Origin of the sequence: Shewanella decolorationis (genome assembly GCF_004354305.1) — a bacterium.
Taxonomy (GTDB): Bacteria; Pseudomonadota; Gammaproteobacteria; order Enterobacterales; family Shewanellaceae; genus Shewanella; species Shewanella decolorationis.
In genome coordinates, this window is record NZ_CP037898.1 from 3,532,223 (window position 1) to 3,545,594 (window position 13,372).

The following is a 13,372-nucleotide window of genomic DNA, read 5'->3' on the forward strand; positions in this document are numbered from 1 at the left end:
TGCCGCCATAGATTAGCGAGACGTGGCTGAGTCCACCCGCCGCCACGCCATAAACAAGGCGCAGATACTGCAAAATAGCCAAATGGCGACCCAAATCCACGCCGGGATCCATGAACGCTCGGCCAGCAGCACTGCATCGCCCTGCCCTTCGAGCCCGAGCAATACCGTGGGGCTTGCCAGCGCATTGAGCATGATCATCAGGCCAATAATGCGTAAGAATTGCGTGAGAATTTTATTTTTGCTGAGTTTTAGCGGCAGTAATAACACAATCGTCAGCACAGCTAAAATGGCTAAGGTCAGTAAATCTCGCCCCCACAGCAGACCACTTAGCACCACTAAACCGCCTAAAAACGCAAAGCTTAAGCGAATGCCCTTAGGCCAAGTTGCCAACAAGTAAATAAGGTATCCCCAACAGGCTGCGCCAAAATAGCCTGCAAATCCAATCACCAGTGGCGAGCCACCTTGGCTAAAGCAAAAACCTGCACCATTGGGGAAGAGTTGAATATGACTCACTATGCCGCCACTGAGCACAGTTGCTATCCCATGGGATAACTCGTGAAAATAGCTCTCTAGCCACTTAAAAGGCACGCTCAGATAAGGAATGCGCGTCAATATCAGTGCCAGCATCAGTTCGATGATAAACAAACCACGGCTCGGCAAACCGCCGGTTAAACGAGGAGTAAAACGGGATTGAGAAGACACAGGCGCAGTATCAGGCATAAATATCCACACCCACCATCTGCTGAATTTCTTCACGTTTGGCGGCATGTTGCGTTTGTAGGTATTGGGCGATAGCCCCTTGATGACCTAGGGTACTTTGTTCGTATTCGAGCTGGGCACCGAGTCTGGATTGTAGGTTTTGTGATGAACTATCAGCGGTATCATCAAAGGCTAAGGCAGAAACCGCATCGAGCTCAATCACAGGGCGCGGCGCCTCCGTGGGCGACATTCCCTGTATGACTGCGGGGCGATTACTCGCAACCGCTTGTGTCAAACTCGTTTGAAGCGAATTTACCTGCATCGAAATGCCCAGTTTATATCCTATTTGCCCTGGTTAACCTTGCTAGGCGGTTGTGACGAGTGCCTAACTAAGAATTGATGTCTGCATCGAGAACCCATGCAGACAATCTAGATTCTAACGTATCACAGGGAAGAATGAACAGTTTATTCACGTCCCGGTAACTTTTTCCATGTCACAGTATCACGTAGGTACACAGGCTCGAGTTCATCGACACTGGTGGTTAATCCTGCTTTGATACCCGCTTCGGCCAGCGCTAACATGGCTCGGGCATCGGGATACTTCACCGCCGCTAAGGTGGTAATCCCGCTGCCTAACGCTAATAACTCGGGATAGACATCAAACCCCGTACCACAGCCTACAATCGCTTTGTTAAGATCGAATGTCAGCTCAACCTGCTCTGGCGAGCTCACTATCTCTTTACCGACTAAGGTGGCAATGCCATCGACAGCAACAAATTGACCCCAGTACACTTCTCCCATGCGCGCATCGATACAGCAGAGTACTTGCTCGGCAGCGTGCTCAGCAATCGCCATTTGTGCCATGGCCGCTAAGGTTGAAATGCCGATCACGGGTAGGTCTAACCCTAGGGCTAAACCTTGGGTCATGCTGGTACAAATACGGATCCCCGTAAAACTACCTGGCCCACGGCCGTAGGCAATGGCATCCAGTTTATCTAAGCCGACATTGGCTTGTTTTAATACGGCTTCCACCATAGGCAATAAACGCTGACTATGTTCCCGAGGCGCATCAGCTAACTCAGCAAAAACCTGTCCTTGATAATACAGGGCAGCCGAACAAGCTTCGGTACAAGTGTCGAGGGCGAGAATACAAACAGAGTCTTGGGGTGTTGTCATATAAAAACCGCGCTGTGGGCATAGTTGGACTCAAAAAGTGACTTATCGAAATCCTGCACTATACCAAGTGTAAATTGGCGCAAATGATAACATCAAATAATCGAAAGCAAAGGCTTAAAAACAGCGGCTAATGACTCGATTAGCTTAGCGCTGGGTTTGTGATCGCCATCACTAACTCAACAACCTCTTCAGCCTTTGGCCAAATACTGGGAAACTTTTACCCTATTTAAGGTCAGAGCAAACAGTGCTGAAGCTTTTGTCTCACTTAATCAAGTTCACCAAAGCAACAAGCACGTTCTAAGCATCGTTTTAACTCTCTCCCTTTGACGCGAAGCTTCGCGTGATGCTTTTACACTGTTAATAAGGAAATTCAATGAGCAGTACCAGAGAAAATCCCCTTAAACCCCTTCGCCGTTTAAGACGCCTACGCCGCACTGAAGCCATTCGTGACCTAGTGCGTGAAACCCATGTGTCCCTTGCCGACTTGATCCACCCACTCTTTATTGAAGAACACATTAACCAAGCTGTGCCCATTTCAACCCTGCCGGGGATCAGCCGTCTGCCCGAAAGTGCACTTGCCGATGAGATCCAAAAGCTCTATGCCTTAGGGATCCGCTATGTGATGCCCTTTGGGATTTCCCACACCAAAGATGCGCAGGGCAGCGACACGTGGGATGACAATGGCTTACTCGCGCGGATGATCCGCACCATCAAAACCGCCGCGCCAGAGATGATGGTGATCCCCGATATTTGTTTTTGTGAATATACCGACCACGGACACTGCGGCGTATTGCACCATGACGAAGTCTGTAACGATCAAACCGTGGCTAACTTAGTCAAACAATCCATTACCGCCGCCAAAGCCGGAGCCGATATGCTGGCGCCATCGGCGATGATGGACGGCCAGATTAAAGCCATTCGCCAAGGACTGGATGAGGCAGGCTTTGAACACATTGCCATTTTGGCCCATGCAGCCAAATTCGCCTCCTCCTTCTATGGGCCTTTTAGGGCCGCGGTGGATTGTGAACTTAGTGGAAACCGTAAAGGCTACCAACTCGATTACGCCAATGGTCGCCAAGCCTTGCTCGAAGCGTTGCTCGATGAAGAAGAAGGCGCGGATATATTGATGGTGAAACCCGGCACGCCCTATTTGGATGTGTTAAGTCGCCTAAGACAAGAAACCCACCTTCCCTTAGCGGCTTATCAAGTCGGCGGCGAATATGCCGGCATTAAGTTTGCCGCCCTGGCGGGCGCCCTCGATGAGCGCGCCGTCGTCACCGAAACCTTTATCGGGTTAAAGCGTGCCGGCGCCGATTTAATTGTTAGTTATTACGCAAAACAATATGCCGAGTGGTTAGCGCAATCCCGTTAATGCACTGAGTCTTCAGCCTATCAGGCAAGCAATTAACGAAAACGCCACCCTAATCGGTGGCGTTTTTTATCCGTCATTTTGGTCGCACATTAAGCCTATGCTTGTAGCTCTGCAAAAATGGCTCTGATCTTTTCAACCTTTGGCCGCACCACAATTTGGCAATAGGGCTGCTCGCCATGCAGGGCGAAATAGTCATTGTGGTAATCCTCAGCGGGATAAAATGACTCAAAAGCCACCACTTGGGTCACTATCGGCGCATCAAATACCCTTGCCTCGGTTAATTTGGCAATCATGGCATTAGTCTCTTCAATCTGCGCCGCATCGTGGGCAAAGACGACGGAGCGATACTGCGGCCCTTTATCATTGCCTTGGCGATTAAGCGTGGTGGGATCGTGACTCTCAAATAACACCTGCAGCAGCGTTGTAAAGCTGATTTGCGCGGGGTCAAACTCGATGTGCACCACTTCGGCATGCCCAGTTAATCCCGAACACACCGACTTATAATCGGCATCGCTCGCCTCGCCGCCCGAGTAACCTGAGCTGACGTTCAGCACGCCCTTAAGGCTCTTAAAAATCGCTTCAACACACCAAAAACAGCCCGCACCAAAGGTGGCAAAGGCTGTGTTATCCGTCGATGTTGCCGCCTCATCGGCCGCTTGAAACACCATGGAGACAGAATTAACGCAGTGGCGAATATTCTTCGGCGTTAAATATTCCCCTTCAAACACATGGCCTAAATGACCGCCACACTGACTACAAACGATTTCAGTACGGCGACCATCGGCGTCGACATGGCGACTCACTGCATCCGGAATTTCATCATCGAAGGCTGGCCAACCACAGTGGGCATTAAACTTATCTTTTGAGCGATACAAAGGCGCATGGCATTTTTTGCACAAATACACGCCTTTGGCGTCATGTTTATAGTACTCACCGCTAAAGGGACGTTCAGTGCCCTTTTCTTCTATGACATAGCGTTCAAAATCAGTCAGTTTGTTCATAAAAGTCTCCTTTAGCTCCTAAGGTATTCACCTGCATAAGACCGTTTATTCCTCAGGTTTATTGCGCCTCGGCCTGAATTGGCTTTTTGGCATAGTAGCCGCTTTAGTCGATAAAATCCTGTTGATTGAGCCATTGCTTAAATAACTGGAGGAAAATTCAGCAGTAATCTCAGTCCATTGTCTTGAGTGTTTGCACCAAGCAAAGTGCAAAGCTACACTTGCTGCGGGTCAATTCTCTACCCAAATCCTTTCTATTTTGGCCGCTTTGCACTAGGGCTTAGCGCACCATACTGATAATGAGATAAGTTGCAACGACTCCTTACCTTTATCCTTAGAAAGTGTTTGGTTAACAACCATATATAACAAGTAGAAACAATATGAAATTAGAAACCATTGATTATCGCGCAGCCGATAGCGCCAAACACTTCGTCGAATCCCTACGTGAAACGGGCTTTGGTGTGCTCTCTAACCACCCTATTGATAAAGAGCTGGTCGAAAACATTTACACTGAGTGGCAAGCCTTTTTCAATTCTGACGCTAAGAACGAGTTTATGTTCAATCGTGAAACCCACGATGGCTTCTTCCCCGCGTCGATTTCTGAAACAGCAAAAGGCCACACGGTTAAAGACATCAAAGAGTATTACCACGTGTACCCTTGGGGTCGTATTCCAGATTCTTTGCGCACCAATATTCTGGCTTACTATGAAAAAGCCAATGCGCTGGCCTCTGAACTGTTAGAGTGGATTGAAACCTACTCACCAGACGAGGTAAAAGCCAAATTCTCTATCCCGCTGCCAGAAATGATTGCCGACAGCCACAAAACCCTACTGCGCATCCTGCATTACCCACCGATGACGGGCGATGAAGAAATGGGCGCTATCCGCGCTGCGGCCCACGAAGATATTAACCTCATCACTGTGCTACCCGCGGCCAACGAGCCAGGGCTGCAAGTCAAAGTCAAAGACGGTTCTTGGTTAGATGTACCAAGCGATTTTGGCAATATTATCATCAACATTGGTGATATGTTGCAGGAAGCCTCGGGCGGTTACTTCCCATCGACCTCACACCGCGTGATTAACCCAGAGGGCACGGATAAGACTAAGTCGCGTATTTCACTGCCCTTATTCTTACACCCTAATCCTTCGGTAGTGCTGTCTGAGCGTTATACCGCCGACAGCTACTTAATGGAAAGATTGCGCGAGCTGGGCGTCCTGTAATTTCAACTACGCGTTAGCGAAATGAGTGATAAGCTCAAATTCGCATCAAGATTAAGCAATTAAGCGCCTTCGGGCGCTTTTTTTATGACATTCGTCGCCTTCAAGGTAGAATAGCCGTCTTTAGGTCATTTAGAACAAGGCGCTATCATGGCAATTCAATGGTATCCGGGGCACATGCACAAGGCACGCAAAGAGATCGAAGAGGCTATGCCTCAGGTCGATCTGGTGATTGAGGTGCTGGACGCCCGTATTCCCTACAGTAGTGAAAACCCCATGGTGTCAAAGCTTCGCGGCGACAAACCTTGTATTAAGCTACTGAATAAATCCGACTTAGCCGATCCTGATATCACTGCCCAATGGATTGAATATCTTGAACGTGAACAAGGGGTAAAAGCGACTGCGATTACTACACTGCAACCCGGTATGTTGAAAATGCTACCGGATCTTTGCCGTAAGTTAGTGCCGAGTCGTGATAAGACCGAAAAGGACATTCGCACTATGATCATGGGGATCCCTAACGTGGGTAAGTCCACCATTATCAATACCTTAGCTGGTCGTGTTATCGCCAAAACCGGTAACGAACCCGCCGTCACCAAAAGCCAGCAGCGTATTAATCTACGTAACGGGATTGTGCTCTCGGACACACCAGGGATTTTATGGCCTAAAGTCGATAATGAAGCCAGTAGCTATCGTCTCGCCGTCACAGGAGCCATTAAAGATACCGCCATGGAATACGAAGATGTGGCACTGTTTGCCGCAGCTTATTTCTTAAAGGCGTACCCGAAGGAAATTTGCGAACGTTATAACATCAGCGAGTTACCTCAGGATGATATGGCGTTACTCGAGGAAATTGGCCGTAAACGTGGTGCACTGCGTCCCGGTGGTCGCATCGATTTGCATAAGGCTTCAGAAGTGGTGTTACACGATTACCGCTCAGGTCGAATTGGCCTATTATCCCTCGAAACCCCAGCGATGGCCGAAATCGAGAAAGCCGAAGTGGAACGCATTCTGGCTGAAAAAGCAGCCGAGAAGGCCGCTAAGTTAGAAGCGGAAAAACTGAAACGCTCAGGGAAACGACATAACGTTTAAGCACTGTTTTTAATTGTTCGTGCAAGCCTCACCGAGCAATAGTCGCTAAAGAGACTAGCTTAAGTGATTAATTATATTGATTATTTAGATTAAAAAGTCGCTTTACAGTATGCATCAATAGCTCTCAGTTTGACTGAAAAGCCAGCGCGACCTTAGCGCTGGCTTTTTATTTGCCCAAAGTATTTCATGGTTCGCGAAGCAATCTCTCAATCTACAGCAAAATTTACTGCGAAGTTAGCAGTCATCGATTAGCGATAATATAAACCATAGCCCATTTATGTTTAGAGACTATTCCATCAGTACAAACCAGAGGCACTATTGGGCTCTAACACTGGGGTTTGGCCTGCGGCTATCATGTTGTAACTCAACATAAAGGGCACTCCACCCTCCGAAACCATTATATTATCCATCCAGCCAATCGGATTATTGAACAAGGAGTTGTCGTGATTTAATACCCCAATGGCGCCGTTAGCTTCATCAAAGTCCCAAACGACTGAGCCCCAGTGCCAGTTGAGCCCTTTTACATATTGCCAGCCGAGCAAGGCACCTAATGCGTAAATCACATCATCATCCATCAGTCGTTGATTTGCCCGATAGTCACGCGTCAGTTCCGTAATCGCCGCCACTATCTCCTGCGGCGGAGTCGTCTCAGACAAACTGAGCAATGCGAGCCCTTTTTCGGCTAACTGCTCGAGTTCTTTCTGTATTTCCTCAGATATCGCATTAATTTCAGCCATAATACCTCCCTTAGAATGAGCCAAATATCCAAAACAAGATACGGATAAAACCCATTAGTGCCAATACCACATTGGGATGAAAACACTAAAGCAGATCACCCATTGTAGATAAATCCATCAGCATGAAATGGGACAAAAGAGTGATTGCCCCTTTGCTTTAACTTGTCAGTTTCGGATGAAAATTTCTATGGAGATAACGCCGTGCTCAACGGCAGTTTGTAAGTTGTGGTTTTGTGGATTACTTTTGCGCAGCAAAACCACAAAGCCGCGACTTACAAACTGTCCAGCGCACGCAGTGCGCGAGTTGCAGCACTTTGTTATGTGCGACAGTTTTATTTATTCAATTTCTTGAATTACCCACTCACCACTTTCTATTTCATAAAAAGATAGATAACCCGACTTCAACCCTTTAAACCTAGAAATCCAAGGAAATTTTTCGAATATACAACCCATACAAATAACCATTCCGTCATCTGAGTCATTGGTGGAGTTACACATAAATTGCCAACCACCGTCATCCCAGTGCAGAACCTCAACTATTGGTCGATCTCCATTCATAACATACTTTGTTGTGACCGCTAGAGTGTCGTCACTAAAATCGAAAGGCCAATCTTCCTTTTTGTATAAATGTGTATGCACTTTCTTACTCCGCTCTCATTTCACATGACGCCCCGCGCATGCGCGCGAACTCGTGAGCGTCGCAGGGGCCGCAGGCCCCGAATGACGCGGAATGTTATGTGAGCTTTTAATAAAATGGGCTTTTACCATACTTTGATCTCAAAGATTTCCTGAAAGGTATAAAAGTTGCCACAAGAAAAAGGCAGACAACACCAATAAAAAACAGAACCCCTCTCATTACACCATGTTCATAAGCAATCAAACTCGCAGGCACAGCAGCAACGAATACAATGGTAAAAATTGCGATTCTATGACTATTCCAATACAGCAAGAAGTTACCGAGTTTCAGAAGATACCTCCGCCACATAACATTTTATTNGTGCGCATGCGCGTTTATCACGTTAGACCAGTAAAAATGCGCACGGTTAACTAGCTGTATGCAAAGAACTTATCAGCTTTCTGCCAAATACACCATCTGGAAAAACGCGCACGTATGTTGCTCTCAAAACCCTCAAAAACTAGCGTAATACGATATGACTGTATATCTAACCAGGATTCGGCTGTTATAGAGAAGCATTAAAGTGGAGGGCTAATAGATGAGATTTTGTAGGGTAACTCTTTCGTAAAGACCAGAACTAACAAACGTGTGCTAACAAGTTTTGGGGCAATAACGCTTTATTCAAGTTGCACTTAATCGTTATTCTTCCCATCCGTTTTTCCGGCTAACTGCGCTAATAAAGCGTCCATACTCTGTTCGAGTAGATCGAGGACTAATTCGAATCCTTGCGTACCGCCATAATAGGGATCGGGAACCTCATCCGTATCGCAATCACCGAAGGACAGCATCAGTTTTAATTTGTATTGGTATTCGGGTGGGCAACGGCGGCGTAAATCTGCGAGGTTGCTATTATCTGCCGCTAAAATAAGATCGAAATGCTCAAAATCGGCATCAATCACTTGCCTTGCTCGAATGCCGTCGAAACTTAATCCGCGTTTTTTACCTGCTGCGATTGAGCGGCTATCGGGTTGCTCCCCTTGGTGATAACCAATAGTGCCCGCCGAATCGACTTCGATATTAAGGCGGCGCTCGCGAATTTTAGCGCGGCAAACTGCCTCAGCGGTGGGCGAGCGACAAATATTACCCATACAGACCATTAAGATGCGTCGTACCGGCTGCGCTTTTGCAAACTCTTGATTGTCTAACAATTTAGCATCCTCTCGTGTTGTTACTTAGGTGTTGATGCCATTTGACCAAAGGCGGGGGAAATACATTTTTTGACTTCAAAATGGTAACCATACTGCTCATGGGCAGATTCGGTAATTTCAAGTATTTCATAGTCATTGAGTTCAATCACTACAGAGTCAGCTAACTTTTGGCAACGGCTGCGGCCATCGGCTTCAAATTTATAGGCAAATAAGGCAATTAAATCGCGGATCCCTTTGTAATAGCTATGGCCAAAAGCCTTAAGTGTTTCGGTTGTGTCGGTTTGATCAGGTGTGAGTTTGCTGCCTGCCTGTTCAAGACTGTCTTCGGCTTTAAGAATGGTTTCGCCTTCGTTAACTACCTGTTTATCTATCGAATCATGTTTTAACGCTTGGGTTTTCTTGGCTAAATCCCCTACCCAGTTTTCACCATCGGTAATCGCAACCAAGTTTAATAACAACACAACAGACAGAATCATACGCACCAGCGCGGTTGTTACCACAAATCGTCTTTTATTTCCTTGCTGCTTGGCTTCGAGTCCCAATATGCGTAATCCGATATGGAAAAACAAATAACAAGGGATCACCAATTGCAGTAAGAGTAAAGCGAGGATAGAGATACACACAAACCAAATCGGCAAATACAGCAAAATGGCAAAGTTATGGGTGTAGGACAAATGTGAGGCCGATACACCGGTGATTTCGTTCACCACACTGCCGCTCGCAGCTAAGGCAAAGTTAGCAATAACGGCATAAAACAGCAGGAAAATGGCTTTGCCTGCTAAAGTATGCCAAGCCGTAGCAAATTTCGGCCAAAACTCAATAATCAAGGCAATAGCAGTGATAACGGCAGCTACCCAAATTTCGGGTTGAAATAACATTAGTGCTAACAAAGCTAATACGTAACAACGCTGCGCCAAACTTAAACTGAGTAAAAGCTGTTTTGTTGCAACTATTGGATGCTTTATCCATTTGGGGACAACGAGGACGCCCTCAATTCGTTGTTTCCACGACGTTAATCCACGCAAACTTTCGACCAAAACTTGCTCCTTAGAATTTTTTTGTCCATTAATAATCAACACGATATATGGCAACTTTTACACTAACGAGCTCGATTTTTATCAAAGCGATACAATTTAGCAACTTATTATTGTTCCTCGGGGATTATATCGGTTCTTATCCGCAAAAAGCTCGCGAATCGCGGTAAACCATTTGCGGTAGTTCCTAAATATTTATAGGTAATTAGCGTACCAATGGCAGGTGGATGTTGACGCTCGGCTAAACTAAAGCCTGTACCAATACTAAAAATTCGACCATCCGGCGTTTGCACCCTTAATGCGCCCATTTGACCCGTAAACTGCCCTTTACCGGGAATATAGCCAATGACTTTGGCTTCGGCATCCAAATAAGGCTTTAACTTCATCACATTAGGATTTCGCCCCGGTGTATAGAGGGCTGAGCGACGATGGAGGATGATACCTTCGGCTCCCTGAGCGACTAAGACATCTAATTTTTGATACAGCGCCTCAATACTCTCCACGCTGACTTGCTCAACAACTTGAAGATAAATCGATTTATCAGCAATTAGCGTCTGCATATCTCGATATCGCTTTTCAAAACTCCCCTGCATCTGAGGTAAATCAAACACCATAAAGCGCACGTTTTGCCAGTCGTTTTCTTTGGGTGAGGTTTGCCGTATCAGCCCAGATATTGCTTCAAATTGCCCTCGCCCTATCCATAATTCTCCGTCCATGGGGATGGAAGGGAAGTTTGCGGTAAACCAACTTGGCGCAAGGATTGGATTTCCCTGACGAGTCACTAAACGTTTCCCATCCCAATAGCCACGTACACCATCGAGTTTTTCGCTGACGAAAAACTCACTGATTTGAATACGTTTCTCGCGAGAAAACTCGGTCGCTAATTGAATATTTGGTGTCTGGGGATTGGCGTAACAGACTGCCATTGTTAAGCCGTGTACACTAAGTCCTGCAACCCAATACTGCACTAGTGTAAATGTTAAAAACAGTGAGCGAATTGTAAGAGCCATTCCTTTGCCTCTTCAATAAAGTGGTATTGAGCATAAAGTCTAGCCTTAAGATTTGTCTAGCGCGAGTTAGAGCGCTGCCCGATAACACCTTAGCAGGACTGTGAATTTGTCGGTTTAATACTTTATACGCTGGGGTTATCGGGCTATACTGCGGCCTCTTTTTAAGCTCGCTCAAATGTTAACAGGTTAGTTATATTTTGCTTGAGCGGGTAAATGCTTCGCGAACAATCGCACAAGTTGATGGAATTATTATGAAACCAGCAAACAACCACGGTATTAAACGCATTTTTAGAGCGACGGGATTTTCGATGAAGGGCTTAAAAGCCGCTTGGATCCACGAAGCCGCTTTTAGACAGGAATTGATGCTTGCCGTGGTAATGCTACCCATCGCCCTATTGGTCGATATCAGCACCATGGAACGTCTAATGCTGATCTTAACCCTATTCATCGTGTTGATTGTTGAGCTATTAAACTCAGCGATTGAAGCTGTGGTTGACCGAGTAGGCAGTGAAATCCATCCACTGAGTGGTCAAGCAAAGGATATCGCCTCTGCCGCGGTATTTATGAGTTTAGCACTCTGCGCTATCACATGGCTTGTGGTGCTGCTACCACTGGTTATTTAATACGTGCAATTCAATGCCTGTTCTTTAGCGTAATCTTTAACGAGTGCATTTATCTGGCAAAGCGAAGTATCACTTCCCAACCATTTGTTCTGCAATAAAAAACGCCTTTTGGTTATCACCTAAAGGCGTTTTTAATGCACAGCTGTTACTGATCAGCGTTTATCTGCTGACTTATCGGCTAAAAAGCCAATTGCCTGTTTGATTTGCTCTAAGCGGTCATTCTCGGCCCAATAGGCAACATACACACTACGCGAAATGGCGCTCGCCCCCGCAACTAAATGCAGCTCACCCCGGTTCAACAATGGCTGAACCAAATGCTCGGGTAAAAACGCGCAGCCACCGTTATTTTGGATAAAATCCAAAGCGATACGGGCCGAACTTGTGTGTAATGTCGGCACGGGTAGAGCGGCATATTCCTGAGCATGGATAATATTAAATGCCGTGCCCCAATCCACTTTGACATATTGCCCAGCCTGCACTGAACTCACCGCGATACCAGCCGATTGAGACACGAGCAACAAATTAATTTGCCCCAATTGCACCAATTCAAATTGGTCAAGCTTGGGCGGATCAAAGGAAATCGCTAAATCAAGGGTGCGGTCCATCAACTGACGCGTCATTACAGTGAGTGGCAAAACCTCAGTCCGCAATGCCACTCCAGGTAATCCCACATGCAAATGCTGTAAATGCCCCTGCAAATAGGCATCCCAAATGTTGGGGCCAGCACCAATGGCAAGTTGAGTCGATTGTAACTGACTAAGCGAAACATCTTGCTTAGCACGCTCCCAAGCGGTTAATACCGCTTCTGCATGTCCCAGCATACGCTCACCCGCCGGAGTGGGTTGAATATTGTTACGTTGACGTTCAAACAAGGCCACACCGAGGATGCTTTCGAGTTGTTTAACCCGAAAACTGACCGCACTGCGGGTAAGGTAAAGATTTTCCGCAGCCTTGCCGAAATGACGAGTGCGGGAGACTTCTAAAAAGGTCTTTAGTAAATCGGTATCCATAAAAATTCTTGACCAACATTGGCAAATTTTTTTGATTTATAAATCAATAATACTAGCCAATACTCCACTTGCAAATCTTTGTATATCAAAAACTAGAAGGTAACAGCCATGTCTGAACAGTCTTTTTCAAACGCTAACAAGGGTTCTGAGACGGTGAACGGCTCAGCTGCCAGTTTCGTATCCCATAAACGTTTTTACGACGACACTAATTTTCCAAAAGGTTTTAAGCGCAGTGGCGACTTCACCAGTAAAGAAGCCGAACTGCTTGAATTACATGGCCATGCCATGAAAAACCTCGATGAAGGCAAGTCGCTCCCCGTCACCGCCGATGAAGCACAATTTGTCGAAGTCATCAAAGGAAACATCGCTCCCAGTAGCTTGTTAGAGCATATCTGGTTAAAGTACCGCAAACTCGCCTTAGGTAAGCCCTTTTATGCTGTGGTTGGCACGGTTCATTTGCCCGCCACTAAACCTGAGATTGAGCCAGTTGAAGCGGCATTCGATGTGGATGTCGAAATTGAAGATGACGTTCAGGACGAAGCTGAACCCGAGGATAAAGAATGAAAATGAAGGTTTGCGA

Annotated in this window: 15 protein-coding genes; 5 read left to right on the plus strand and 10 right to left on the minus strand. The window is 46.5% G+C overall.

Features of this window, described 5'->3' with window-relative positions:
* Positions 1-12: 12 nt before the first annotated feature.
* The 3 genes from EYR25_RS15790 to tsaB form a co-directional block, all read right to left on the minus strand.
* The gene (locus EYR25_RS15790; protein WP_133181334.1) at positions 13-720 is read right to left on the minus strand and encodes a M50 family metallopeptidase; all 708 of its coding nucleotides are present in this window, start codon (positions 718-720) and stop codon (positions 13-15) included.
* On the minus strand, positions 713-1,021 hold the full coding sequence (locus tag EYR25_RS15795) for a hypothetical protein (RefSeq protein ID WP_133181336.1): 309 nt from the start codon (positions 1,019-1,021) through the stop codon (positions 713-715). The genes EYR25_RS15790 and EYR25_RS15795 overlap by 8 nt, the downstream gene beginning before the upstream one ends.
* Positions 1,022-1,164: 143 nt before the next feature.
* Positions 1,165-1,875, minus strand: coding sequence for a tRNA (adenosine(37)-N6)-threonylcarbamoyltransferase complex dimerization subunit type 1 TsaB (gene tsaB, locus EYR25_RS15800; RefSeq protein WP_133181338.1), 711 nt, complete (start codon positions 1,873-1,875; stop codon positions 1,165-1,167).
* A gap of 373 nt (positions 1,876-2,248) precedes the next feature.
* On the opposite strand from tsaB, the gene hemB reads away from it, so the two are divergent.
* Positions 2,249-3,247, plus strand: a complete 999-nt coding sequence (gene hemB, locus EYR25_RS15805) for a porphobilinogen synthase (protein ID WP_133181340.1) — start codon at positions 2,249-2,251, stop codon at positions 3,245-3,247.
* Positions 3,248-3,342: 95 nt separating this feature from the next.
* Here the strand turns inward: hemB and EYR25_RS15810 are convergent, their stop codons facing one another.
* Positions 3,343-4,248 carry a bifunctional methionine sulfoxide reductase B/A protein gene (locus tag EYR25_RS15810; RefSeq protein ID WP_133181342.1) on the minus strand — a complete coding sequence of 302 codons (906 nt, stop codon included), beginning with the start codon at positions 4,246-4,248 and terminating at the stop codon, positions 3,343-3,345.
* 377 nt (positions 4,249-4,625) lie between these two features.
* Here EYR25_RS15810 and EYR25_RS15815 point away from each other — a divergent pair, with 377 nt between their 5' ends.
* Positions 4,626-5,465 (plus strand): isopenicillin N synthase family dioxygenase, encoded by an 840-nt coding sequence (locus tag EYR25_RS15815; protein ID WP_133181344.1) that lies wholly within the window; start codon positions 4,626-4,628, stop codon positions 5,463-5,465.
* Between the two features lie 147 nt (positions 5,466-5,612).
* On the plus strand, positions 5,613-6,554 hold the full coding sequence (gene ylqF, locus EYR25_RS15820; RefSeq protein WP_133181346.1) for a ribosome biogenesis GTPase YlqF: 942 nt from the start codon (positions 5,613-5,615) through the stop codon (positions 6,552-6,554).
* 296 nt (positions 6,555-6,850) lie between these two features.
* Here the strand turns inward: ylqF and EYR25_RS15825 are convergent, their stop codons facing one another.
* The 5 genes from EYR25_RS15825 to EYR25_RS15845 all read right to left on the minus strand — a co-directional run bounded on the left by EYR25_RS15825 (position 6,851) and on the right by EYR25_RS15845 (position 11,159).
* A complete protein-coding gene (locus EYR25_RS15825; RefSeq protein WP_133181349.1) occupies positions 6,851-7,291 on the minus strand; it encodes a hypothetical protein in 441 nt (146 codons plus the stop codon).
* Between the two features lie 336 nt (positions 7,292-7,627).
* Positions 7,628-7,930, minus strand: a complete 303-nt coding sequence (locus EYR25_RS15830; protein ID WP_133180191.1) for a hypothetical protein — start codon at positions 7,928-7,930, stop codon at positions 7,628-7,630.
* A 669-nt stretch (positions 7,931-8,599) separates the two neighbouring features.
* Entirely contained in the window at positions 8,600-9,064 is a 465-nt protein-coding gene (locus tag EYR25_RS15835) for a low molecular weight protein-tyrosine-phosphatase (protein WP_165953588.1), read from the minus strand.
* A 71-nt stretch (positions 9,065-9,135) separates the two neighbouring features.
* Positions 9,136-10,152: a hypothetical protein gene (locus EYR25_RS15840; RefSeq protein ID WP_133181353.1), complete on the minus strand. Its 1,017-nt coding sequence runs from the start codon at positions 10,150-10,152 to the stop codon at positions 9,136-9,138.
* A gap of 107 nt (positions 10,153-10,259) precedes the next feature.
* Positions 10,260-11,159, minus strand: coding sequence for a DNA ligase (locus EYR25_RS15845; RefSeq protein WP_133181355.1), 900 nt, complete (start codon positions 11,157-11,159; stop codon positions 10,260-10,262).
* 251 nt (positions 11,160-11,410) lie between these two features.
* Between EYR25_RS15845 and EYR25_RS15850 the strand changes: the two genes are divergently transcribed.
* The gene (locus tag EYR25_RS15850) at positions 11,411-11,782 is read left to right on the plus strand and encodes a diacylglycerol kinase (RefSeq protein ID WP_039978589.1); all 372 of its coding nucleotides are present in this window, start codon (positions 11,411-11,413) and stop codon (positions 11,780-11,782) included.
* 152 nt (positions 11,783-11,934) lie between these two features.
* Here the strand turns inward: EYR25_RS15850 and hdfR are convergent, their stop codons facing one another.
* A complete protein-coding gene (gene hdfR / locus EYR25_RS15855) occupies positions 11,935-12,792 on the minus strand; it encodes an HTH-type transcriptional regulator HdfR (protein ID WP_133181358.1) in 858 nt (285 codons plus the stop codon).
* A 108-nt stretch (positions 12,793-12,900) separates the two neighbouring features.
* Between hdfR and EYR25_RS15860 the strand changes: the two genes are divergently transcribed.
* Positions 12,901-13,356 (plus strand): MaoP family protein, encoded by a 456-nt coding sequence (locus EYR25_RS15860; RefSeq protein WP_023268238.1) that lies wholly within the window; start codon positions 12,901-12,903, stop codon positions 13,354-13,356.
* Positions 13,357-13,372: the final 16 nt, after the last annotated feature.